Annotated in this window: 20 protein-coding genes and 1 pseudogene; 18 read left to right on the plus strand and 3 right to left on the minus strand. The window is 68.8% G+C overall.

Annotation, left to right across the window (positions count from 1 at the left end):
• The first annotated feature begins 359 nt into the window (after positions 1-359).
• Together QRX60_RS17415 and QRX60_RS17420 are read left to right on the plus strand one after the other, a co-directional pair.
• Positions 360-716, plus strand: a complete 357-nt coding sequence (locus QRX60_RS17415) for a hypothetical protein (RefSeq protein ID WP_286001824.1) — start codon at positions 360-362, stop codon at positions 714-716.
• Positions 709-1,926 carry a hypothetical protein gene (locus tag QRX60_RS17420; protein ID WP_286001825.1) on the plus strand — a complete coding sequence of 406 codons (1,218 nt, stop codon included), beginning with the start codon at positions 709-711 and terminating at the stop codon, positions 1,924-1,926. Before QRX60_RS17415 ends, QRX60_RS17420 begins: the two co-directional genes overlap by 8 nt.
• A gap of 28 nt (positions 1,927-1,954) precedes the next feature.
• Here the strand turns inward: QRX60_RS17420 and QRX60_RS17425 are convergent, their stop codons facing one another.
• Positions 1,955-2,602: a hypothetical protein gene (locus QRX60_RS17425; protein ID WP_286001826.1), complete on the minus strand. Its 648-nt coding sequence runs from the start codon at positions 2,600-2,602 to the stop codon at positions 1,955-1,957.
• A 261-nt stretch (positions 2,603-2,863) separates the two neighbouring features.
• Between QRX60_RS17425 and QRX60_RS17430 the strand changes: the two genes are divergently transcribed.
• The 12 genes and pseudogenes from QRX60_RS17430 to QRX60_RS17480 all read left to right on the plus strand — a co-directional run bounded on the left by QRX60_RS17430 (position 2,864) and on the right by QRX60_RS17480 (position 14,911).
• Entirely contained in the window at positions 2,864-3,763 is a 900-nt protein-coding gene (locus QRX60_RS17430) for a P-loop NTPase family protein (protein WP_286001827.1), read from the plus strand.
• A 91-nt stretch (positions 3,764-3,854) separates the two neighbouring features.
• Positions 3,855-4,145, plus strand: a complete 291-nt coding sequence (locus QRX60_RS17435; protein ID WP_286001828.1) for a hypothetical protein — start codon at positions 3,855-3,857, stop codon at positions 4,143-4,145.
• A 219-nt stretch (positions 4,146-4,364) separates the two neighbouring features.
• Positions 4,365-4,964 carry a hypothetical protein gene (locus tag QRX60_RS17440; RefSeq protein WP_286001829.1) on the plus strand — a complete coding sequence of 200 codons (600 nt, stop codon included), beginning with the start codon at positions 4,365-4,367 and terminating at the stop codon, positions 4,962-4,964.
• Complete coding sequence (locus QRX60_RS17445; protein WP_286001830.1) at positions 4,961-6,385, plus strand: hypothetical protein; 1,425 nt, start codon at positions 4,961-4,963, stop codon at positions 6,383-6,385. The genes QRX60_RS17440 and QRX60_RS17445 overlap by 4 nt, the downstream gene beginning before the upstream one ends.
• Complete coding sequence (locus tag QRX60_RS17450) at positions 6,382-7,890, plus strand: SCO6880 family protein (RefSeq protein ID WP_286001831.1); 1,509 nt, start codon at positions 6,382-6,384, stop codon at positions 7,888-7,890. Before QRX60_RS17445 ends, QRX60_RS17450 begins: the two co-directional genes overlap by 4 nt.
• Before the next feature lie 167 nt (positions 7,891-8,057).
• On the plus strand, positions 8,058-9,425 hold the full coding sequence (locus QRX60_RS17455; protein WP_286001832.1) for an ATP-binding protein: 1,368 nt from the start codon (positions 8,058-8,060) through the stop codon (positions 9,423-9,425).
• A gap of 23 nt (positions 9,426-9,448) precedes the next feature.
• Positions 9,449-10,546 carry a C40 family peptidase gene (locus QRX60_RS17460; RefSeq protein WP_286001833.1) on the plus strand — a complete coding sequence of 366 codons (1,098 nt, stop codon included), beginning with the start codon at positions 9,449-9,451 and terminating at the stop codon, positions 10,544-10,546.
• A 45-nt stretch (positions 10,547-10,591) separates the two neighbouring features.
• Positions 10,592-12,448, plus strand: a complete 1,857-nt coding sequence (locus QRX60_RS17465) for a type IV secretory system conjugative DNA transfer family protein (protein WP_286001834.1) — start codon at positions 10,592-10,594, stop codon at positions 12,446-12,448.
• The gene (locus tag QRX60_RS17470) at positions 12,445-13,083 is read left to right on the plus strand and encodes a hypothetical protein (RefSeq protein ID WP_286001835.1); all 639 of its coding nucleotides are present in this window, start codon (positions 12,445-12,447) and stop codon (positions 13,081-13,083) included. The genes QRX60_RS17465 and QRX60_RS17470 overlap by 4 nt, the downstream gene beginning before the upstream one ends.
• Before the next feature lie 59 nt (positions 13,084-13,142).
• Positions 13,143-13,625, plus strand: coding sequence for a VUT family protein (locus QRX60_RS17475; protein ID WP_286001836.1), 483 nt, complete (start codon positions 13,143-13,145; stop codon positions 13,623-13,625).
• Positions 13,622-14,317 (plus strand): annotated as a pseudogene (locus tag QRX60_RS51780) (deazapurine DNA modification protein DpdA family protein); the annotation flags it as partial. The gene QRX60_RS17475 and the pseudogene QRX60_RS51780, both read left to right, overlap by 4 nt.
• Positions 14,318-14,476: 159 nt before the next feature.
• Positions 14,477-14,911, plus strand: coding sequence for a histone-like nucleoid-structuring protein Lsr2 (locus tag QRX60_RS17480; protein ID WP_286003620.1), 435 nt, complete (start codon positions 14,477-14,479; stop codon positions 14,909-14,911).
• Between the two features lie 100 nt (positions 14,912-15,011).
• Here the strand turns inward: QRX60_RS17480 and QRX60_RS17485 are convergent, their stop codons facing one another.
• The gene (locus QRX60_RS17485) at positions 15,012-15,338 is read right to left on the minus strand and encodes a hypothetical protein (protein ID WP_286001837.1); all 327 of its coding nucleotides are present in this window, start codon (positions 15,336-15,338) and stop codon (positions 15,012-15,014) included.
• 409 nt (positions 15,339-15,747) lie between these two features.
• Between QRX60_RS17485 and QRX60_RS17490 the strand changes: the two genes are divergently transcribed.
• The 4 genes from QRX60_RS17490 to QRX60_RS17505 all read left to right on the plus strand — a co-directional run bounded on the left by QRX60_RS17490 (position 15,748) and on the right by QRX60_RS17505 (position 18,455).
• A complete protein-coding gene (locus QRX60_RS17490; protein WP_286001838.1) occupies positions 15,748-16,080 on the plus strand; it encodes a hypothetical protein in 333 nt (110 codons plus the stop codon).
• Between the two features lie 78 nt (positions 16,081-16,158).
• Positions 16,159-16,734: a hypothetical protein gene (locus QRX60_RS17495; RefSeq protein WP_286001839.1), complete on the plus strand. Its 576-nt coding sequence runs from the start codon at positions 16,159-16,161 to the stop codon at positions 16,732-16,734.
• A 123-nt stretch (positions 16,735-16,857) separates the two neighbouring features.
• Positions 16,858-17,442 carry a response regulator gene (locus tag QRX60_RS17500; protein ID WP_286001840.1) on the plus strand — a complete coding sequence of 195 codons (585 nt, stop codon included), beginning with the start codon at positions 16,858-16,860 and terminating at the stop codon, positions 17,440-17,442.
• Positions 17,443-17,444: 2 nt separating this feature from the next.
• Complete coding sequence (locus tag QRX60_RS17505) at positions 17,445-18,455, plus strand: sensor histidine kinase (protein ID WP_286001841.1); 1,011 nt, start codon at positions 17,445-17,447, stop codon at positions 18,453-18,455.
• A 201-nt stretch (positions 18,456-18,656) separates the two neighbouring features.
• Here the strand turns inward: QRX60_RS17505 and mobF are convergent, their stop codons facing one another.
• Positions 18,657-23,765, minus strand: coding sequence for a MobF family relaxase (gene mobF / locus QRX60_RS17510; RefSeq protein ID WP_286001842.1), 5,109 nt, complete (start codon positions 23,763-23,765; stop codon positions 18,657-18,659).
• Between the last annotated feature and the right edge of the window lie 232 nt (positions 23,766-23,997).

Consider the following 23,997-nt stretch of genomic DNA (forward strand, 5'->3'; position numbering starts at 1 on the left):
CGCGCAAGAAATATGCGGACCCGCATCGACCCCGCAACGACCGCAAACACCCCCGCATGACCCCGCAATCGAACTTTGCGGGATCCGGCGGGCGCATCCGGGCGTCTGAGGTTCATTGCGTCCGTCAGGATGGCGACAACGCTGTGAACTGCTGCGATGAAGATCCATTGCGGCAGGGGTTGACCAGGGGGCCGGTGAAGTCCGGCTGGATCGACAACATCCAGGGGAGAAAGTTGAATCACACAAGAAACGAGGACGAGGAGTTCCTCCGGCGCTGCGAAACAATCATCGCCACGCTGCCAATTCGGTACCCGTTCGAGCTACGCACCTTCCTCAAGGCCGTCGGGAAACAGCGGGGAATGACCGTGGTCCTGGGGCGGATGCTGACCGGGCGCAGCGGGACCAGCGGCCTGCTGGTGCGCATGCGGACAGAGTGCCTGCTCGGGGTCGCGGCCGCCGCCGTCCCGGCGCACGTCTACCACATCGTCTTCCACGAGGTCGGGCACTGGGTGCTGGATCACCCGGGCGACTACGTCTGCAGCCGCCGCACGAGCACCGGCTACCAACGGGAGATCGACGCCGAGCAGTTCGCCCACCTGCTGCAGGCGCACGTACGGGCCGGGACCACGCGCCACCGCGACCGCCAGCTCCCACCCGGCCGCACGGCCCTGCGCGCCGCCTTCGGGGCCCGTCACCACCTGTGCGCCGATGGCTGACGCGGTCATCGTCCTCTGGTACGGCGCCGCCGCCGCGGGCGTCACGGAATCGGTGCGGAAGGTGCTGGTCAACCGCGGCGTCGGCTACACCCTCAGCCGCCACCTGCTGACGGCCGGCATCGCATGCATGGCTCTGTCGATGGCGGCCGGGGACCCGATGACCTTGGACTGGGCCGACGCCCTGACTGGGCTGCACAACGTCGCGATCGTCGTCCACCACGTGCTCGGGATGCTGGCCATGGTCTGCGTCGCCGCGTTCCTGCACACCCTCGGGCAGCTACGCCTTCCCATGCCCGGTGTGGTCACGATCTTCATGGCCTGCGCTGCGGCGATGGTCACCCTGTATGTGCTGGCCGGCGCGCACACGTCCTTCTTCGCCTCGCCCCGCAACCCCTCGTTGCCTTCCCAGCTCTACAGCGCGATCTACCTGGGTTACATGGTCGGCTGGCTCGCGCTGCTGCTGCTCGGGCTGACCGTGGTGGCCGCGGGCGAGGTGGCAGGAGTCCGCGGCGGCGTCGCCCTCGCTCAACTGGGCGTCGCAGTGTCGCTGGTCGGGCTGTGCTGGCGGTTCGGTGGCGCCATCCGGCTGCTGTTCGACCCACACCATCCGCCCCGGGGCAGCCACTTCGGGGTGTTCACCGACGCCGCCGGGCTGCTGCTGTTCATCCTGGGCTCGGCGTTCGCCGCAGCGACCCGCAGGATGTTCGACCGGCGCGACCGGCGCCGCACGGAACGCGAGGACGGTGCGATCGAGCGCCTGTGGAGGCGGACGCGGATCCTGCTCGCCAGCCGTCGCCGGTCCCCCTTGACCCAGCCTCAGCAGGTGGTCGAGATCGAGGACGCGCTACTCATCGTGGACCAGACGATCGACGATGCGATACGCCGCGCGATCCGGCAGGACCTGCAGGACCTTGCCCTTGTCTACGGCGTGAACATCGAACCGATGGCCACCGCCGTGGAGATCGAGATCGCGATCACCGCCCTCGTCGCGCACTTGTCGCGCCCATCGTGTGAGCACATCTCCGACAACAGCACCGACGACGTCGAGGACACGGAGGTGTGGTGGCCGGAAACCGAGCGCCTGCGCGTCGACGACGGCACGCGACGGGTCTGGCTGGCTGCCGTCGGAGAGGCGTTGAGCGAGCGCCGGGTACAGCGGCTGGCGACGAAGTTAGGACCGCGACAGCCCGCCGCCGGCAGCCGGATGTGATGGGCGGGGGTGCCGGAGTGTCGGACGGTCAGCGGGGCCGGTCGTGGCCGGTGTCGCGGGGATTGCGGGCGATTCGTTCCAGCACCTTCAGCAACAGCTGCTTGTCCGCGTCGCGAGCGCCGCCCAGACGGCTGGCGATGGTCCGGGCGTTGACCCCGACCCCGCCGATCTCGATCATCAGTTCGTGCGCTCGGCGGTCGGTTTCGTCGTAGGGCACTTCGAACTCCGCGGCTCCCACGTGGGGGTCGAGCAGGTCCCGGTGGATTCGCCAGAACGCGGCCAAGCCTTTGGTGATCGACGGGCGGGTGTTTTCCCGGATCCCGCCCTTGAAGTTGTGCAGGGCCTGTTTGGTCACAGGCACTCCACTGCGGGCTTGGACCCACCGTGCCACCAGCGGGACCCGCGCGACGAAACTCCGAAATCCGGGGTCCTCGTCGGCGGCCAGGCGGGAGATCTCGTCGGGATCGACGACGGGCTCACCGTCGAGCACGTAGTAGGTCGACTCGTGCTCGAACAGGCAGGTCAACCGCTCGGCGAAGGTGTCCAGGTTGAGCAGCTCGAGGGTGAGCTGCTGCTGGGCAGCGTAGGAGCGGTGCGGGATCGGCGAGTCCAGGTGCGCCGGCGAGGTCGATTCCCAGCTGTCGAAAACCGGCTCGTCCTCATACCGTCGTCCCACACCGCACCCCGCCCATTGTCGTGACCATCTGGTGCAGACTTCGCTGCGATGGATCGTGTTTGACACATCGCAGGTTCCGTCTACCATCGAATGCAAAGAGCCACACTCGTTGCGAGTATCTTCGGTTTACCGAGGGAAAGCAACCCATGCCACCCCGTACAGGGGGTTGGAGCACGGTCCCGCTGTGACCGCCGCACCCTTCACCGGCGCACCACTACCGCTGAGGGGAGGCCCGTCATGGTCCCATCCGAGAACCTACCCGTGGACGTTCGCTCCGGTGTGGACGCGCCGGAGACCGAGCCGCGGGCCACGCCCGCGGAGGAAGCGGTCGAGGTACTCGACTGGTCGCCATTCGGCCGGATCGTGCCGATCCTGGCCGCGTCACCCGGGGCCGGAGCCACGAGTGCCGCTGTCGCGATCGCCGACGCACTTCAGCTGGCGGGGCGCTCGGTTCTGCTTGTCGACGCAGGCGATCCGGTTCGTTCCGGATTGGGACGCGCAGCGCGGGCAGACGGGCCACGACGGACCGGGCCTGGCCTGGCAGCCGGCATTCGGTTTTCCCGGCGTGCCCGCACAGTCCTGGCGCGCCTCGACGTAGCGGAGACCACTGGAGAGCCGGTGTTGTTTCCGCCGCCTCCGTACTGGCATCCCGGCGGCAGCCGCAGTGTCGACGTGACGGTGGTCGACATCGGCCACGATCCCTGGCGGCTCGCGACCGACCCCGCACTCGGGCCGGGACAGTGGCTGCGCGTCGGCAGCCCGTCACCGATTCCCGCACTGGTGGTACGGCCCACGGTGCCCGGACTTGCACACGCGGAACAGGTCCTGGCCCGCCTGGCCCCGTGGGTGCGTGTGGGCGCGGTCACCCCGCCCACACAGCTGCTCGTCGTCGGGGCTCGCCGCTGGCCGAAAGGGGTCGCGGGCACCGCAGGGCGCCGCACCAGCGTCCTGCTACCCGACGCGGTGTTCTTTCCCCACAACCGGGAGATCGCCACCCACGGCATCACCGCAGAGGTGACACCCGCTTCGCTGCGGACGCCGGCCGACCGCCTCCTTCGTTCCTGGCGGGTGCTGCCGCAGCGGACACGCCGCCTACACCTTCGATGGGCATCTCCTGCTGGTGGGCGTGAGGGCCGTGTGGCCGAGCGCGACACCGGCTGAGCCCATCCCGCTGCCCAGCTGAGTAGAACTTCAACGCCCTCCCACTTGACCCGCCTGACGTGACGTCGGGCGGTGCGATGTGGAGGGCGCGATGTCCGCGCACAGTGTCATCGACTGGCTCGGCCAGATTCCCAACCCGACACCGGTGCAGCCCACCGTCGGTGGCGACAAGATCCTCGGGCTGCTCAACAACGTCAAGTGGGGCGCGGGTGTTGCCCTCGTCTTCGGCTTCTTCGTCGGGCTGATCGTCTGGGCCGGTGGCCGCTGGGTCGACCATCACCGGGCCGGGAAAGTCGGCGTCGTCATGATGCTCTGCGCCGTCGCCGGCGCGATTCTCTACGGCATCGGCTGGTCGCTGATCAACAGCTTCGCGGGCGGCTGAGCCATGTTCACTACCACGGAATCGCCGCACGCTCGCCGGCGACCGCGCCGCCTGATCATCGTCGCCGTCCTGCTCGTCGTAGTGGTCGCCGTGGTGCTGGTTGCCCGACAGGCAACGGTACCACCGTCGTCCCCTACGGCAGCGACTCCGCCCGGCGTTGCACCCTCACCGACACCCACAGCGCCGGTCGACGAGGCCGCCGCGCTGGCGACCCGGCCCATGCTGACCCTGCCGCCCGAGGCAGCCCTGCCGCATGAACTCACCACCGCCACGGCCGGACCGCCGATCACCGTCCCGCGACCGGCCCCGATCGCCAACCGCGTGCTCTCCGACGGGTTCCCAGCCACCGCGGAAGGCGCGCTTGGCTGGCTGACCGATTTCAACGAGACGGCGCTGCGCGGTGGCGACCCGGCCACCTACGCGCGGGCCTACGGCGAAGCTGCACTCCCGCACGCCCCGTCCCTGCAAGGCAGCGGGCCGCTCGCGCTGCTGACCTCGTTCCGCAACGAAGCCGGCATTCGCCCCGGTGAGCTCACGCCCGGCCTGACGGTGACCTACGACGTGTCCCAGGGCTTGATCAAGGGCACCGCCGAGGGCGGGCGGTTCGCGGTGGTGTGCACGCTCGGTCAGCTGAGCTTCGACTACCAGGGCCAGAGCACGAGCATGGGCATCGGCGACTGCCAGGCCCTGCGCTGGACCGGGTCCGCCTGGCGCATCGCTCCCGGCGCCCGTGCGGCCTACGCCGCCTGCGCGTGGCCGGGCAGCGCCGAATCGGTCGCGGCCGGCTACCGGCCGCTGAACCGGGACGGTGCCCGGTGAGCCCGCTGGATCTGCTCGATTCGCTGGGCGGCCTCGCTGGCAAGGCGGTCGGCGCGACCGCGGCGGGCGTCTTCGAGCCGCTTATGAAGGCCACCTGGGCGTCGGCCTTGTTCATCCTGCGGACCGCCTTCGAACTTGTCGACCAGTTCTCGATCTTCACCGTCTCCACCACGGACGGGCCGGTCTCGGTGCTGTGGCCGATGACGCTGTGGATCTCCGGGGTCATCGCGCTGGGGATGTTCTTCTGGCAGATCATCACCACTGTTCTGCACGGCGGCCGCGGCTTCGTCCGCCTGATCACCGGACCGATTCAGTACGGCATCGCTCTCGCGGTGACCGTCGGTGTGGTCGCGGCGTTCCTCGCTGCCGCTGACGGCCTGACCGAAGCGATCCTGTCGACCGGGCTGCGGGTGGGGAACTTCCGCGACGCGCTGAACATGACCGGCTTCACCGACGCCCTGTCCGATGAGGTCAAGAACATCGTGCTCGGCCTGGCCGGCACCTTCGGGGTGATCCCGGCCGGGCTGGGGTTCGCGTTCGAGGCGGTGTTCCGCGAGGCAGCGATCTATGTCGTGGTCGCGACGATCCCCATCGCCGCTGCGGGATTGGTGGCGGAGGTGACCGCGCGGTGGTACTGGAAAGTCGTCCGCTGGGGCCTGGTCGCGATCGTGATGAAGCCCGCCTTGGCGTTCGTGCTGGTGCTGGCGGTCGCGATCGTCGGCGGCGCACAAGGGCTGTCCGGGCTGCTGGCCGGCATCGGGGTGCTGTTTCTCGCGCTGTTTGTGCCCCTGGTGCTGTTCAAGCTGTTCGCGTTCGTCGACCCCGACTCCGACCCGCAGGGCGTGTTCCGGGACAAGCTTGCCGATGCCGGTTTGGACTCCTACGGCGCTAACAGCATCGCCGGTCGCGCAGCGGGCGCGTTCGGGAACATGGCCCGCAAAGACCTAAAAAACAAGGGCAACGACGGTGACGGCGACTACGGCGATAGCCAGGAGCAGGCGAACGTCGATCGCTTCGACCAAGCTGCCGCTGACGACGACACGACCACCGGGCTGTCTGACTCGACGGGTGATGAGCACGCACCTGACGGGACGGACGATGCCGCCACGACGCCCTCCGGCAACGCGGCCGACGCCGACGCTGACGCGGCTGGCAGCGGCGACGCAAAGGACTCCGGAACCGACCCGGCAGCCGAGAAGACGGAGCCGCCGACACCCGAAACCGGCGATACCGGCGGAGTGAGCGCAGCCGGGCCTGCCGCCGACGATGACGACGGCAGCGGCGAGTTGCCACCATCCGACCCAGGAGGAGATACCGGGCCACCGACACCGCCGGTCCCGAAACCCGAGGGCGGGCCGCCGGATGACGGCGGCGGTGGTGCTGCTGCGGGCGAGGCCGAGGAAGCGGCGGTGCTGCTGTGAGCACCGCTACCCGGATCTACAAAGGACTGTCCCGCCGAGAGCGGGCAGGCTGGATCATCGGGCTGACACCCGTGCAGGCGTTCGTGTGCGTCGGGCTCGCCGTCCCGGTGATTCTCGCGCTGGCCGCCGGACGTTTCGGCCAAGCCTTGGTGCTGGGCGGGTTCTGCGGCACAGCGGCGGCCCTGGTCGTGGTGCCGGTCCGTGGCCGTCCGGCGCTGCGGTGGCTGGGACATCTGCTTCTCTACCGGGTCGGGATCGCGTTGGGCTGGTCGCGGTGGCAGTCGCGCGCGGTCACCGGCCAGACCGCCGATCTCGATGAGCCGGATCTGCCCGGTGTGCTGGCTCGGCTGCGGTTTCCCGACGGACCACCGCTGAGAGATGTGGGCCGGGTGTGCCTGATCCACGACACCGGCGAGGGCAGGTGGGGCGCCACCGCCCGCCTCACTCACGCCGGGGTCGGGATGCTCTCCGACGTCCAGTGCGAACGGCTGGCCAACCGGCTCGGGAACCTGCTGCTCTCGATCGGGCACCGCGAGGTCATCGGCCGGATGAGCCTGCTGGTGCGCACCATTCCCGACGACGGCGCTGACTACCAGGCCTGGCGCGCCGACCACGACGTCCCGGATGCCCCCACGCTCGCGCGCCAGGCGACCGCAGAGCTGGACCGGCTGGTCGGGGCAGTGTCGGTCCGGCACGAAGTGTTCGTCACCCTCTCCGGAACCGAAGACGCCCTCCGCCGCCCGGCCGCCGCGGCCGGAGGCGGGGTCGCCGGACGGGCCGCGGTGCTCTACCGCGTGCTGGACGGACTCGAGGACAAGCTCAAATCCCTGGGCGCCACCGGCGTGAAGTGGCTCTCGGGCACGGAGCTGGCGGTGGCGATCCGCACCGGGTTCAACCCGGCCACCGCCGCCGGTCTGGCGGCGCGCCGCCATCGCGCGGGCAACGAGGAGGGTGTCCGCTGGGCTACGGCCGGGCCGGTGCACGCACCAGCACCCTCGGCGCGGGCGTACTACCACGACGGCTTCGCCACCGTGTCCTACTCGGTGCTGATGCCCGAGGCCGGAACGGTGTTCGGGTCACTCGGCGGGCTGCTGGCGGTCAAGACCGCCGGCGAGCGCCGCAGCGTGGCCATCCACTACGAGACCCTGTCGCAGCATCGGTCCCGCAAGGCTGTGCGCCGGCTGCGGTTCCGCACCGGTGTGGTGCGGGACTGGAAATCCTCGAAGGGTTTCAACTCCGGCGCCGCGGAGGCCAGGGAGGCGGGCGGGGCGCGGGCGCAGGAGCACGCGGTCGCGGCCGGGCACGGGATCGTCCGGTTCGCCGTCGCCGCCGCAGTCACGATCCCGGAGACGTGGAACGTCGAGGACCATGCGGCCAAGCTGGAGAACGACATCGCCGGCCGGTTCCAGCTACTGCGGATGGAACTGGCCCAGGATGCGGGGTTCGTCGCCGCCGTCCTGCCGGTCGGAGTGGGGCTGCCCCGGCTGCGTGGCGGTGCGTCGTGAGCAGGCGCGCGAGCGAACGGACCGCCGCGGAACTGCTCGCCACCTTCGGACCTGCGGTCAGCACTCGCCCACCCGGACCTCGGCGTCCGGACGGCCGTAGTGCTCGCCTGAACCAGCGGGCCGCGCCGCGGCGTGGGTTCGCCCGGCCGGGGTATGGGTGGTCGCCGGTGGCGGCGCCGCTGCAGGTGTATCAGGCCGGCACGCACGAGATCGGCGGGTTGTTCCCGCTGCTGGCGGCGAGCCCGCTGCCGGCGGTCGGGGCGCGGATGGGCTACGACGTGCACTCCGGTGGCGCGTTCTACCTGCACCCGGTCGAGTTCGTCCTGCGCTCGATCTGCACCAACCCGAACATGGTCCTGTTCGGCGAGCCCGGCCGAGGTAAGTCCTCGACGGTGGTGGCGTTTCTGCTGCGGATGATGCTCACCGGCGTCCGTACCCTGATCTCCGGCGACGTCAAAGGCGAATACACCCCGCTGCTGCACGCTTTGGGTGTCACGCCGATCATGCTCGGCCGGGGCAGTAGCGCCCGCCTCAATGCCCTCGACCTGGGCCCGCTCGCTGCGCGCTGGGATGTCTGGTCGACCGAGCGGCAACGTGACGAGCTCGACGGGGTCCTGGGCCGGTGGGTGCAGCTGCTGGTCGCGCTGGCCGAAGCGCAGGGCTACCGGCCCACCGTCACCGACGAGGCCGCGCTCTCGGCGGTGCTGCGGCAGCTGCTGGGTGTTCGCGACGGCTACACCCAGCTCACGCCGATCACCATTCCCGACGTCCACCGGATGCTGTCGGACCCGGATGAGCAGCTGTGGCAGAGCCTGCGCTTCGCCGGCCGCCGCCAGTTCCTCGACCACCTCCGGTCCATCACCGACGCCCTGGCCAATCTGATCTCCGGCCCGCTGGCGGGGTTGTTCGACGCCCCCACCAACTTCACCGTCGACTGGAACGCCCCCATCCAGAGCCTGGACCTCTCCCGGCTACGTACCCGCGGCGACCAGGCCGTCGCCGTCGCGCTGACCTGCCTGGGCTCGTGGTCCTCGTTGGCCACGGATCTGCAGGAGGACGGGGAGCTGCGGATCGTCGTCCGTGACGAGATCTGGCGGCAACTGAGGCTCGGGCTGCGCGCGGTCCAGGCGGTCGACAGTGAACTTCGGCTCTCGCGCGCGGAACGCAAGATCCAGATCCTGGTCAGCCACAAGCCCGGCGACTTCCTCTCCGTCGGCGCCACGGGCTCACAAGAGGTCGCCATCGCCCGGGATTTGCTGGCCCTGTGCTCGATTCGTGTCCTGCTTGGACAGTCGACTCGTGTGGCGAGTGAGCTGGCCGATGTCCTTGCACTGTCGGACAAGGAGCACGACGCCACGACGGGGTGGGCCAACGACCGGCAAGGCCGCGCGCTGTGGAAGATCGAGAACCGGACTGGGCTCAAAGTTCAGACGGTGCTCAGCCGGATCGAGCGGGAGATCTTCGACACGAACTCTCAACTTGTCTCGAAGCCGAACCGGTTACCGAGTAACGACGTTGCGGCGATGCCATCATGAGGCCCCACGGGATGCTCGCTGGCGTGGCCAGCGCTCTGGTCGCGGTGGTGGTGCTGCCGATCCTGGCTCTGGCCTTGCTGATCGGACCCGCGGCGACCGCGACGATCGTCCAGCTGGGCGGCTGCGAACAGGGCGGTCCTGGTGGCGGCTCGGTCGTGATCGACCGCCAGCAGCTGGGTGCCGGCGAGATGGACATCGCCCGCACCATCGTCGACGTCGTCCAGCAGCGCCGGCTGCCCCGGCGGGCCGCAGTCCTCGCGACCGCCACCGGCATCGTCGAGTCCGGGCTGCGCAACCTCGACTACGGCGACCGCGACTCGCTCGGGGTGTTCCAGCAACGCCCGAGCCAGGGGTGGGGCACCCGCGAGCAGATCCTCAACCCCGTGTACGCCACCGGCAAGTTCCTCGACGCCCTGATCGCCTTGCCCGGCTGGGACACCATGGCCCCGGGCCGGGCTGAGCAGGCGGTGCAGCGCAGCGGCTTCCCCGATCGTTACGCTCCGCGCGAACCGGCCGCCGTCGCGATCGTGGATCGGTTCTGGACGGGGCCGGACAACCCGACCCCGCCGGTAGCGCCCGGCGGCGGCACCGAGGCAGTGCAGGCGAAGGCGCTGTGCCCGGACCAGGGCGGATCCGACGTCCCCCGCGACCCGGGCCAGATCGACCCGAAGAAGCTGCCACCCGGGTTCACGCTGCCGGACGATGTCCGCCAGCGTGCCGCGGTCGGCTTCGCCCTGGGCCAGCTCGGCAAACCGTACGTGTGGGGCGCGAAAGGCCCGAACTCCTACGACTGCTCAGGGCTGATGCTCGCCTCCTGGGCCGCCGCCGGAGTCGGAATCCCCGCCGGCACCGTCAGCCAGGTCCACGCCGGGCACGCCGTCACCTCAATCCAGCAGGTCCAACCCGGCGACCTGCTGTTCATTCCCGGTTCGCTCGGCACCGCTCGCGTGCCGCGGCACGTGGGGATGTACGCCGGACACGGCCTGATCGTCGACGCCTACGACACCGACACCGGCGTCATCCTCGAACCCCTCTCCGCATGGACCTCGAAGATCGTCGCGATCCGCCGGATCGCCGACCCCAGCTCGCCCTCCCCGCCACCGGGAGGGAGCCCACTCTGATGAACCCCGTGGCGTTGCCCTCCCGCTGTCCGGGAGGAGCGGCCGATGCCGCGCACACGCACCGACACACTCAACCTCGACCGCGACGTCGCACTGATGGGCCTCGCGATCGCCGCCCTGGCGATCCTCTGCAGCCTCGGAGCGATCGTCGTCACCGCCGCCGTCCTGGTCACCGGCTTCCACACCGGTAGCTGGGCGTGGCCGCCGATCACCGCGTGGCCGGGCTTCGCCCTGACAGTCGCCTTCCACGCTGCTGATCCCGGGCCGGCCCTGCCGGTCCCGTGGTCGGGCGCGGTCAGCGACCACCAGCTGGCGTTCTACATCTGGTTCACCACGATCACTATGCTCGCCGCCGGCCTCACCGTGGGCGCCGCGATCCCGGTCTGGCGCCGGGTGGCACCGTCTGATGCCGGCCACGCCACCCGCCGCGAGATGACCAGAATCTTGTCGGTCGAGGCTGCGCGCAAGACCGCGGTGTGGACTCGCGGTGACCTCACCGACGAGCAACGCCGGACCGCGCCGGTCGAACAGATCGCGGTACCGCTGCACCGCGGGCCGCGACGCCAGCAGCTGGTGACGTCGCTGGAGACCCCGACCGGGACGATCGCCCCGACCCGCTCGGGCAAGTCGCGGACGGATCTGGTGCACAAGGCCCTCGCGGCGCCGGGTGCGCTGATCGCGTCGACGACGAAGAACGATCTCGCCGAGTGGTGTCTGCTGGCCCGCACCCGCCCCCCGGGGGCCGGGCCGGTACTGGTGATCGACGCCACCGGCACCCTTTCCTGGCCGGCGCATGCCCGCTGGTCCCCGGTTACCGGCTGCGCTGACCCGGCCGTCGCACTGCGGCGGGCGGAGACGCTGATCGAGGCGTCCTCGCTCGGGCTGGAGAATGTCGGCGGCAACGACGCGGTGTTCCGCGGCCGCGCGACGATCGTCATGCAGGCGTATCTGCTCGCCGCCGCAAACCATCACCGCACGGTCGATCATCTCGTGCGGTGGTCGATCGCCAAACCTGCCGACCGGGAACCGGTCGAGCTGCTGGAGCAGCAGTATCCGCAGCTGGCGCAGAACCTGGAGTCGGAGATCGGGATGGTCGCCGAGACCTCCGACGCGGTCTGGATGAGCGTGCGGCGGGCGATCGAGCCGTTCATGAACCCGGCCATCCGCCACTTCGCCACTCCGAGCCCGGGTGAGGAACTGGACATCGACGAGTTCCTGCGCCGCCGGGGCAGCCTGTTCATCGTCGCCGGGGAACACCAAGCGCCGCAGGCCCGGTCGGTGCTGACCGCGCTGGTGGAGCAGATCCTCACCACCGCCCAGGACACCGCACTGCGCCGCGAACGCCGCCGGCTGGAACCACCCGCCACGGCGATCCTGGACGAGTTGTTCGCCGGTACGCCGGTGCCCCGGCTGCCGGCGATCATCGCCGACTCCGCCGGGCGCGGGGTGCTGATCCACTGGTCCGCGCAGTCGCGCTCCCAGCTCGACGAGCTCTACGGCGAGCCCGGCCGACTGCAGCTGATCGACAACACCCTCACCCTGACCGCGTTCCCCGGGCTCAAGGACGACAAGACGCTCGAGTGGCTGTCGACGCTGGCTGGGCAGCACCGCCGCCGAACACACCAGCAGCACAGCGACGGACTGTTCAGCGCCGGGCGCGGCGCCACCGGCGAGGAAACCGTCCCGACACTGCGCGCAGGCGACATCCGCACCCTCGACCGCGGCCGGGTCCTGATCCTGCACGGCAACCTCCGCCCCATCCTCGGGCACACCGTCGATGTCGAGCAACGACCGGACTGGCCCCAGCTTCAGGCTGACGTCGGCGCGATCCGCTCCGGGAATGCCGCGATCACGCCGGAGGGCTACCCGCTGATGCTGCCTGCTGTGGGCGATCTGCGATGAGCGACGACGACATCGCCGAACGCCCCGACGATCAGGACCGGCCGGAGCCGCGGTCGCTGGACGAGCTCAATGAGGCGGTCGCCGGGCTGGAGACGGTCACTACGGCGCTGGGACGCCAGATCGAGCAGGTGGCGGAGAAGCTCGGAGAGCTGATCGATGAGCCGGACAACGATCCGCGGCTGGCGCGGTGGCTGACGTTCCTGCCACCGGAGGCGGCGGAGGACAAGGCGCATCGCAAGGAAACACCGCTGTTCACGCTTGCGCATTTCGTGCAGTACTACAACGAGACCTACGTCGGCAATCCCGGGACCCGCTCGGTCGCCATTCCCGACTGCTGGCTAGACCATCCCGGCCTGGTCGCCGAGATCGCCACCCTCGCCTACACCTGGCGCGAAGCCCACCTGGGCAAGAGAGCCACGGTCCGCGATGCGCAGTACTGGCACGACCACTGGCGCCCTGGTTTTGCCGAGCGCATGGCCACCGAGTGGGTCCATCAACGCTGTCGCTCCGACGGCCACAAGACCGCCGGCGCACCGGCTCGTCCCGATCGGTTCACTCTGGACCATCGCGAACGGCAGGAACGGGCAGCTGCCCAGAGCAGCGACACGGAGCCGCACTCCGGGTCCGGTCGGTGATGACCGTGCCCGCGTGTCGACCGGCACGGGCACGTGCATCGGTCACCTGGTTCGCGCGTGTGTCGGTGATCGCGCTCTACATCGGCTGCGTGGTCGGCGCGAACTGGCTGGCAGAGGACCTCGGCGCGGTCGGCATCGGATTCGGGCTGCACGCCGCGGCCGCGGTGTACGTGGCGGGTCCGGTGCTGGTTGTGCGGGACTGGGTGCAACGCCTCGCCGGGCTGCGGGCGTCGCTGCTGGCTGTCGCCGCGGGCACGGTGCTCTCGTGCCTGGTTGCTGGCCCGGCCATCGCGACCGCGTCCGCGGTGTCCTTCGCCGTGAGCGAAGTGCTCGACGCAGCGGTGTATTCCGTCGTCGTCCGGCGGGGCGGTGTGGTCGTTGCGGTCCTATGCAGCGGGATGGTCGGGCTCGTCGTCGACTCGCTGCTGTTCCCGGCGATCGCGTTCGCCTGCTTGGCGCTGACGCCCGGTCATCTGCTGGGCAAGGCGTACGGCGTGCTCGCCGGCACGATCCTGACCGCTGTCGTCCGCCGCCGGCTATGAGGTTCCGATTCCTGCTTGGGACACATCGGCCGCATTGGCTGGCGCTGCTCGACGTGCCGCTGTTCGTGTCCGATCGGACGCTGCGCCGGTACAAGACGTTGCCAGTTGCGTCCTGTGATTGGGCCTGCGACTCCGGGGGTTTCAGCCAGCTTTCGCAGTGCGGGACGTGGGCGTGTGGGCCTCGCCCACGTGAGTACGCGGCCCGGATTCGGCGCTACCGCGACGAGATCGGCCGCCTGCTGTGGGCCGCACCGCAAGACCACATGGTAGAAAACACGATCCTTGCGCGCACGGGCCTCGACGTTGCGCAGCACCAAGAGCTGACGATCAGCAACTATCTGGAGCTGCAGTCCATCGACGCGGATCTGCCGTTCATCCCGGTGTTGCAAGGACAGTCCATCGAGGACTATCACCGCTGCGCTGACCGCTACGAGCAACGCGGAGTCGACCTCGCCACCGCTGCTCTCGTTGGTGTCGGCAGTATTTGCCGGCGCCAGCACACCGCAGAAGTCGAGGGCATAGTGCGTTCACTCGCCCAGCGCGGCTATCGACTGCATGCCTTCGGCGCGAAGACTCTGGGCCTGGCCCGGTACGCGGACAACATCGTCAGCAGCGACTCGCTCGCCTGGTCCTTTGCCGCCCGGTGGGAGCCGCCACTGCCGGAATGTTGCGGCCACCGTCGGTGCAACAACTGCGTAAAGTTCGCGCTTCGCTGGCGTCGGAAGGTACTCCAGACGATCGAAACAGCCGGAACCAATACGACAACCACAGCGAAGCCCGACAGCGTGAGTTATAGTGGCACCGTCCGGCACATCGTATTGGCAGCCGGAGTCACTGGAGGTTTTGCCATTATGGCACAGAAAGTTCTCGTGGAGATGGTCGACGACATCGACGGCGGCGCGGCCAGCCAGACAGTCCCGTTCGCCCTGGACGGGGTGAGCTACGAGATCGACCTGTCCGACGACAACGCCGCCGCGCTACGCGATGAACTTGCCCGGTACGTCGCCGCCGGACGACGGATCGGCGGCCGTAAGGTGCGCCTGGCGGCTGGCGAGTCGGCTCAGTCGAAGAAGCCTGGCACAGCGGCCGCAGACCGTGAACGGTCACGACAGATCCGGGAGTGGGCCAACAACAACGGCTACACCGTTTCCGAACGTGGCCGTCTCTCCGGCGAGATCATCGAAGCATTTGAGGCGAACGACGGCCAGCCCATCGTCGCCGACGAACCCGCCCCGCCCGCGAGGAAGCGAGCGCCTCGCAAGAAGGTCGCGGCCGCGAGGAAGTAATGACAGCCATCTAGAAGTGATTGCGGCATAACGATGTCCGGCGAAGACGGCCACGCGCACGATTCATGGCTGCCTCGCCGGACATCGTTATGCCGCCAACTCAGTAGTCGAGTTCGCGGTGACTGCTTTCGCTGTAGCCGTGGTCGTGGTCGTCGACCAGTTCTTCCAGTTCGGTGCGTCGCGCGGCCGCGGCGGTGTCCGCGTCGGCTTCTGCTTCCTGTTCCTTTTCGGCGGCGAGTCCGGCGAAGAACCGTGCGGCATAGTCGTCGGCGGTGTCGCGCAGTGACTCTCGGATCAGCACGGCGTCCGATGCGGTGTCTTCGCGGCCAGGTGTGGTCATCAGGTGCGTCCAATGCCGAGTGGCGTCCCACGGTGCGTCGGCGCGAAGGTGACCCACTGGCGCGCGCAGCATCGTCGGGGCGGGCACCGAAACGCACGATCCATGCCGGTTGCTCCTGTACGGCTCGATCTCGGAGTTGTTCGGTGCGTGCGGTGATCTCCGCGTTCAGGGGCGCCGGCTGTTCCAACAAACTGTTCTGATGCATGTCGTGCGGGACTAGTTCCTCTCTGGTCGCCAGACCGGCACATGCGGCAGCTTCCCCGTGTTCGATACTGTCAGGTGTTCCATGTCGCCACTGCGCTGTCGTCGTCCGATGAGTCCAAGTCGCGCTACATGGTAGATAGGCTGAGGCCGCCTACGTCAAGGTAGGTAGATGGTCTCGGCATCAACTGACTCCCCAGATGTGTGTTGCGGTAAAGCCGCAGCGATCTTGCGGCTTTGTACCGAAGACAAAACGTCCTGAGTCGACGCATTCTTCTGCTGTCCCTTTTGGCTGATGAAGGAGAGCAAGTTGCAGAACGAAGGCGTCATCGTTCGGAGTGTGGTGGATGGGCCAGGAGGTGTATACCGTCGCAGGGCGGCGCTCGTGGCCCTGTTCGCCGGGGCGGGTGTCCTGGCCAGCTTGGTGAGCGGTCCGGTCGCCCAAGCTCGCGACTGCCAGAACGTGCCTCACGAGACGGTGACGGCGGGCGCCGCGGGTGCCGGTGCAGGTGCTCTGGTGGCCGGCCCGGTCGGCGCCCTTATCGGAGCGGGCGTCGGGGCGATCGGCAGCATGGTCGGTGGGTGTACCCAGGTCGTCAACGGCACCGCACACCCAGCAAAAAGGTAGCTGCGGGCCGATGGCGGCGGAGTGTCTCCGGTCGCGTGCTGGCCGGAGGCGCGCCGCCATCCTGAAATGGAGACGGTCATGTCCACAGAGCGCAAGAACGAATCAGCGCTGCGCGCACTGTGTCGTCGGGGCAAGGTCATTGCAGTGTCAATCGGCGCGACGACTCTGCTCGTCGCCGCATCCTGGCTGTTCCTGCTGCCTGCAGGTGCAGCTCCGGTGTCCGCGTGTTCCCTGCTGTCCGCCGACTACTTGGCGGGCTCCTTGGGTGCGCCCTCCTTCAAGGGCATCGCCGCGACCAGTTCGCAAGCGGGATCTGTGCATCATCGGTGCCTCTACAGCGGCGAACGCGGCGACCGTATCGTGGTGGTTCTCGAAGTTGCCGATTTCACACCTTCCGACGCCACTCCGGGCACCGTACTCGCTGACGTGACGCGCAGCAGTGGCCACCGCCAACCCGTGACCGGCCTCGGCGATTCTGCCGAGTTCGTCACAGACTTGGACGGGACGGCGAACGTTGCGCTGGCCACCGCCGAACGCAGGGAAAGCGGTGTCCGGGTGCACGCTGTCGTTGTATCCCGAGACTACAACCCGACCGAGGAGAAACTCAAAGAAATCATCGAGCCGGTGCTGTCATCTTCGGACAGCAAGGGCTGAGGCGACGGTGTAACACGTGTCTCAATTATCGGACCCGCCGGTCGACAGCGGCGAATTAGGGCTTCTAATGGAGAAACGTCCGGCGTCCGAGAGGAAGAATCGGTGTCTGCTGTCGTTCGCGTCGTGCTGGTCGACGACCATCCCACGGTACGGGCCGGCCTCCGTGCCATCCTCGCTTCCGTCGATATCAGCGTCGTGGCGGATGTTGATTCGCTCGCGTATGCCCGCCGCGAGGTGGCTACGCTGCGCCCGGACGTCGTTCTGCTGGACGTGGGGTTGGGCTGCGAGTCCGGAATGAGTGTGGTGGCGGAATTCGCTGCCGAGTGCGGTGTGCTGGTTCACACCATGCACTCGGACTTGGCCCGGGAAGCGCTGTCCCGCGGCGCTTTGGGCTTCGTGACGAAGATCGCACCGGGTGAGGTGCTGGTGTCTGCGGTTCGTGCGGTTGCGGCCGGGCGTGGCTACCTCGATCCGGCCGTGGCGGCCGAACTCGCTGTGCGGCAGGAGCGACGACCGCTCAGCGTCCGGGAGCGTCAGGTCCTCGAGCTGCTGGCCGATGGTCTCACCAATCGTGAAGTAGCTGAAGCACTGTCGATCAGCGTCCGCACCGTGGAAAGTGTCAGGGCGAGTCTGCGCAACCGGCTGGGTTTGGTCGGACGAGCCGATCTCGTCGCTTATGCGCGCAAGGTAGACAAGGTCGGGACGTAACGATGCGTAGCGCTGTCATCAGGTCAGTGTGCGTTGCCGGTATCGGCTTCGGCTCATTGACCGTGCTCGTGGATGCGGCCGTGCCAGCTCCTCTGCTCGCCGATCCCATAGCGGCGTTGTCGATCGCGTTCGGAGGCGGAGTGCTGGTCGCGTCGCTGCCAGGGACTCGGTGGCTCCGCATGAGCACGGCGTTGATTGCCGTCGGGGCACTGATCCTCGGTGTCGGCTACCTGATCGACAAGACACTGCTCCCGGCGGCCCGCAATGCGGCGTTCGTATTTCTAGGGTTGGCCGTGGCGTGCGCGGTACGCGGGTGGCCGGAGCTCGTTCGGCTGTTAGACCAGACCAAGGCAAGATCGGTCCTCCGATTCCAGAACTACCACGCCGCACGGATCGCCGACGAGCTGCACGACGAGGTACTGCAAGCGCTCGCCCTGACAAGCAGGCGGCTGGACAGCGCCGTTCGACGAGGAGACCGGGAATGCCTGGTCGCCGCGTCCCGCGCGGCAGTGGAGACACTCAGCGATCAGGCGACGATCCTGCGCGGGATCGTCAGCACGTTGCACCCGGTGACATTGCGACACGTCGGGCTGGCGGAAGGAACCCGTGAACTTACCCGGCAGGTGGCCGCCGCGAACGGCCTGGTCATCAGCGTCGTTGCCGATGATGCGACGGTCAACGGGCTGGATCCGGAAATTGCGACGGTGGTCTACCGGGTCGTCCAAGAGGCACTGAGGAACATCGTCAAGCACGCCGAGGCGAGCACGGTGCGAGTACGGATGGCGTGTTATCGCTCCCACCTCGCAGTCACCGTCTCCGATGACGGCCGGGGTTGGTCCGGTTCGGCCGCGCGGGCGAAGCACTGCTACGGCCTGGCGAGTATGCGATGGTGGTGCGCGGCCTATGGTGGAGACCTGACCGCAGACAACTCTCCCGGGGGCGGCGCTCGGATACGGGCCACCTTCCAGACTCGTATCGCCGAGATACGACAGGGTGAGCCAGCTCGCAGCTGACCGGACTCGGCTCGCCACCGAGCCTTCGCTCTCGTCGTGCTCTGCTGACTGGGAATGACATAGCAGGCGGACGCCGGCGGCGGTTCAAACAGCCCAGCCGCCGGTCCACTACGCAGCTGCAAGAAATCGGGAGAACCGAGGTGCTCAAGGGGCACCTGGAGAAATTAACTCTGGACTGTCGTCGAGATTCCTCTGCGTAACTCAGTAGCTCAGCCCGCGGTGACTGCTTTCGCCGTAGCCGTGGTCGTGGCCGTCGACAAGTTCTTCTTCCAGTTCGGTGCGCGCCGCGTCCGCGGCGGTGTCCGCTTCTGCTGCCTCATCCTTTTCCGCGGCGAGTCCGGCGAAGAACCGTGCGGCGTAGGCGTCGGCGGCGTCGTGCAGTGACTCGCGGGTCAGCATCGCCTCCGATGCGGCGTCTTCGCGGTCAGGTGTGGTCATCAGGTGCCTCCATTGCAGGGTGATGTCCCGCCAGGCGTCGGCGCGAAGGTCGTTGCCGGGCGGTGGGTTGCCGATCGGGGAGGCAGCATCGGTGGTCGTGATGCCGTAGGTTTCACGATACGCCGCAACAAGCCCAACAAGGTGCTCCCACTGCTGAGCGAGCGCAGTGTCGTCGGGGCGGGCACCGAAGTGTGCGAGCCACGCCGGTTGCTCCCGTACAGCTTGGTCTCGCAGCTGCCCTGTTCTCGCGGTGATCTCCGCGTTCAGGGTCGCCAGCCGTGCCAGCGAACCGTGAGGGTTCGCCGCGTGTGCGAGATCGGGTTGGGCCTGCCACGGTAGGGCGGAGTGGTGTCCGGCGCCGGCATCGTGCTGGCGCACGAGCGCGCCGACAAGCGCCACGCCGGTCTCGCGGGGATCGGCGTGTTCGGCACCGGTCGTTGTCGCGGCGACCTGTCGGGCGGCGTCGGTGAGCGCGGTGTCGGGGTCGAGTCCGCGGGTGGCGCCGCCGGCGGCGTGGCGCCACACGATCCCCCACCTCTCCTCCGCCACGGCGGCGTCGGGCAGGTGCGCGGCGACGATCTGCCGCCAGCGCGCGATCTGCTCGTCTGTGGCGGGGGCGATCCGGGCGGGCGCGTCGTGGGTCCGGACGTGCTCGTTGACCCGCTTGGCGAGGACCGCGGCCGGGTCCTGGGCCCAACTGAACCCGCGGTCGTCGACCAGGTCGCGGACGATGCGTTCGGCCTGCCACCCTCGGTCCTGCGCGCGAGCCAGCACCGCCAACACGGCCGGTTCGGCGCCGGCGTTGACCGCGTCAGGGACGTAGCGGGCCAGCACATCGAGGTAGCGGTCCTCATCACCGTCACGAGCCAGCAATTCATAGCGACGAATGAGCACGTTCAACGGCTCGAGGACGACGCGTTCCTCGACGTCATCGAACTCGGCGAACACCTCGTCCAGCTCGGCGGTGTGAGCCGTCGCGCGCGGCTGCGCGGGTGCGGACGGGGCTGGCGCGTGCAGCTGGCCGAAGGACTCCCAGCGCTCGCTCAGGCCGCGCCAGGCGTGTGCCCGCGCGCCGCGGCTGTCGGGCTTGGCGCCCAGCGGCGCCTCACCGCGGATGCGGAACGTCTCGCGGTAGGCCGCGACCAAGCCGACCAGGTCGTCCCAGTCCTCGGCCGCGATCGGGTTGTCCGGGCGCGCCCCGAGCCCCGAGACCCATTCGGGCTGGTCGCGGATCACGGTGGCACGCAGGTGCTCGACGCGGTCGGCGATCGCGTGATTCATCTCGTGCAGGTACTGAGCGTGCCCTGGGTGGTGGCGGACGTGGGCGAAGTCGGGTCGGGCCAGCCACGGAACGGCACGCACATGGGCCTCACCGCGCTCACCTCGGCGCTCCAGCTCGGCGGCCAACGCGGCGTCGGCGTAGCGGTCATCCGGCATCGGATCCGGCACCACTGGCCGCCCCGCAAGCTGATGCGCGACGGCGGTCACCGCTGCATCGATGTCGAACCCGACCGCCAACGCCCCGGCCGCGCGGACCCAGATCTTCTCCCATTCCGGGTCTTCGACGGCCACGTGCGGGGCGATCGCGTCGACGATGCCCCGCCACCGGGTCACGTCGGCCGGCTGCGGTGGTGCGGTCGGTGAGGGCGGCCGGCGGCGTTCGAGGTGCTTTCGGATACGGGCCTGCAGGGCCGCGCCGGGGTTGTCGGCGTCGTCGAGGGACTGACGCCAGCGCATGACCGCGGCGACGAGCGGGTCGGGCTCCCAGCCGAGATCGTGGGCGTTGCGCAGCGTCTGGATGAGCGCCGGCTCACTGTCGAGATCGACAGTGGAGGGAGCGTGGCAGGTGAGGATGGCGCGGTAGCGGTCCTCGTCGCGGTAGGTGGCGGTGTAGTTGTAGCGCAGCACCAGCGTGCCCATCGACACCGCCTCGTCCTGCGCCTCCCGCAGAGTCTCGGTCGCAGAGACCTCGGCCCCGGAGTGGTTCAGCACCCCTGTCAGCACCGACCGCGGGGACACCGGTTCCGGGGTCTCGCGGTGCCGGTCGATGACGTGGTGGTGGGTGACGACGTAGATGAAGTTGTGCAGCATGGCGCGGGTGATGCCGGGGTAGAACTGCTCGCGCGTCATCGTCGGCGGGACCAAGAGGTGGGCGTTGCCGGTGCTGGTCATGCCCTGGACCCGGTTGATGGTGGCGGCGTAGGCGAGTTCGACGTGGGCCTGGACATACCCGGCCGGCAGAGTGATTGCGGCTTTGTGGACGCGGTGCTGGACGGTGATTTTGCCGTTGGCGTGGACTTCGGTGACGGTCCAGACGTCGCCGTTCTTGACGAAGTCCTTCCCACCGAACAGCGAGAGCAGGCGTTGGTTGTGCCGGGTGACGACCCAGTCCCCGACGCCGGCGTTGGTGGCGTCGTGCAGATCCACCTCCCGCCCGCGGTCGACCGCACCCCCAGCAAGTCGACGTTCCCGGGCGTCGATGTTCAGCGCGACGGTGTCCTCGTTGGTCGGCACGATCAGCAACGACTGCACACCGGCGTCGAGATCGGCCTGCCACTGCGACCGCGCGGCATCACGCATCGTCTCGAGCGACCCGTCCGAGACTCGGCCGTGCTCGAAGTAGTACTCGAGCCCTTTGGGGTTCCACGCGCGGATCTGCAACGACGCCGCGGCTTGCTCTTTACGGTCTGCGCCGCGGAACCGAACGATCTCCCGGAATCGGACGGCGCCGACGTCGTGGGCGATCAGCCGGATTGCCCCGCCAGCTTCGACGGCGGCCAGCTGCGCGTCGTCTCCGATCAGCCGGACGTCGGCGCCGTTCTTCAGGGCGTACTTGACGACCTTATGCAGGGTGTGGGTGCCGGCCATAGCGGCCTCGTCGACGATCACCAGATCCCCGGCCTCCATCGGGAACGCGACGCGAGCGAACCCGAACTTCAGCGCGGTGGTCAGCTGGTGCAGCGTGTGCGGCTTCGCCCCGATCGAGGAGCCGAGCTCTTGGGCCGCCCGGGCGGACGGGCCGAAGGCGTAGACCCGGTGCCCGGTGCGCCGCCACGCGGTCGCCAGGACCTTCATTGCCGACGTCTTCCCCGCACCGGCCGGAGCCAGTGCGAGCTGAACCCGCCGGCCCGAGCGCGCGAACTGGCGCACCATCTCCGTCTGCCCGGCATTCAACCCCTGCCCGGTGAGGGCCTTCTCGACGGTGTCGGTGCGCAGGCGGTGCCCGCCGCCGCGGCGCGCCCAGGCGACCAGGTCGCCCTCGGCGGCGAGGGTCGCGCTGGTGGTGTAGCGGGTCGAGTGGTGCTCGACGAACACCGACTCACCGTCCCGGCGACGCAACGAGGCCGGCTCGTTGACCGCGGTCGGGCCGACCAGGGCGAGAGTGTCAGGCTGGGCGAGGACGGTGTCGACGACATCGACGATCAGCTGTCCGCGCTTGTCGACCGGCATCCGCAGGTGCGCGGACTGCCGGTGCGCTTCGGCGGCGAGATTCCACCACGAGAAGTGCGCGTAGTTGTCCGACACCACCTCCCGCGTGACCTCGGCCAGCTTGGCGATGTCGACCGCGTCCGGCTCGGCGTGTCCGCTGAGGAACACCTTCCGGCTCAGCGTGTCCAGCACCGCCGCCGGAACGAGGGTCAGAGCGTGCTCGCGCCACGCCGCGAGGTGTTCGGGCAGCGTCTTCGGAGGTTGTTTGCCGGGGCGGTTATCGTACTGGGCGGCACGGTCGATCGCGAAAATGTCTTTCGGCGTCGGCTCCTTCCCGTGCTGGGCCTTGAACTCGACGATGCGCTTGGCGCGGGCGGCTTCGAACTGGCGGTGGCGCTGGGAGAACAGCTTCACCAGCTCGACCGAAACCCCTTCCAGCTGCCACACGGGGCGTTTCATGTCCACGCCTTCGGCACCCCGCTGCACCCAGGAGGCGCCTTGCTCGCGGAACAGGTCGCGCAGCCGGTTGTCGAAGTACTCCGACGCGGTGACCGTTGCGGCCAGGACAGTGCGGCCGTCGAGGGCGGTCCATTCACCGTCGTCGCTGCGTTGCACCTTCGAGGAGATCAGCGCGTGGATGTGCAGGTGCGGGTCGGAGGCGCGGGAATCCCAGTGCTCGAACAACGCCGCGGTGATCCCGTTGACGTCCACCTGGGCCTCGCCCATGTTGCCGCGGCGGGTGAACGCGACGTTGCCCTCCACCCAGGACAACGTGTCACGAGCGGCTCGGCGGACCATCCCGGCGATCAGTTCTCGCTCCGCCGGTGCCGCCATGGCCCACGCAATCGACACCGACTTGTCCGGGGCGAACACCATCTCGAACCCGGAGACCGCCGACTTAAGATTGCGTTTCTGCTCCGCCAGCCATTGTTTGAGGTCGGCCTCGCTTGCCGGCCCGTCGCCGTCGTGGCCCTTGCGGTAGGCCTGGATCTGGACGCCGTGGCGGATCTCGGCGCGTGTGGCCGCGGAGATCGGCGCGCCGACCGGACGGCCGTGCAGGTGGTTGCGGTCCTTGTACGCCTGTGACACCTGGGAGCGCAGGTGATCCAGCGCGGAGTACTGCGGGAACCGCCGACCCAACCGAGTCGCCTTCAGCGCCTCGGCGGCGGTTCCGCCGCCGGCGATCATCTCGGCTTCAATGGCGTCCGCGTGCGGGTTGCGGCCTTCGCCAAAGAGGCTGTTCATCTGGGCAGGGGTGACTGCGCCGGAGAGTCCTAAGTGCTCTGCTCCGGCGCCGAACCATTGGCCTGCCGGGTAACCACGGGAGAGGTAGTAGTCACTTAACAGCTCGCCGGGAGCGAGCTCACGGCTGCGATCGGCGCACGCCACCGTGTTCGTGAGATACTCATGACCACCAGGGCTCAGCTTGCGCAAGCCCATCATGTCCACATCAGACTACGCCGAAAATCCGGCGGCATCCACCTGGTTCAGAACGTCTGCAAGACGTGCTGTGTGCGGGGTAGGGGGTGGGATGGGTGAGGTGGTGGCGGTGGCGTGGTCGGCGGGGTGAGTGGGTGGCGGGGTAGGTGTGGGGCTGGGGTGTGGTGTGGGTGGGGTGCGGTAGGTGGGGTGGTGTTGGTGGGGCGGGGTGGTGGTGACCGAAATTTGCGGTCGA

The organism is Amycolatopsis mongoliensis (genome assembly GCF_030285665.1).
GTDB classification, from domain to species: Bacteria; Actinomycetota; Actinomycetes; order Mycobacteriales; family Pseudonocardiaceae; genus Amycolatopsis; species Amycolatopsis mongoliensis.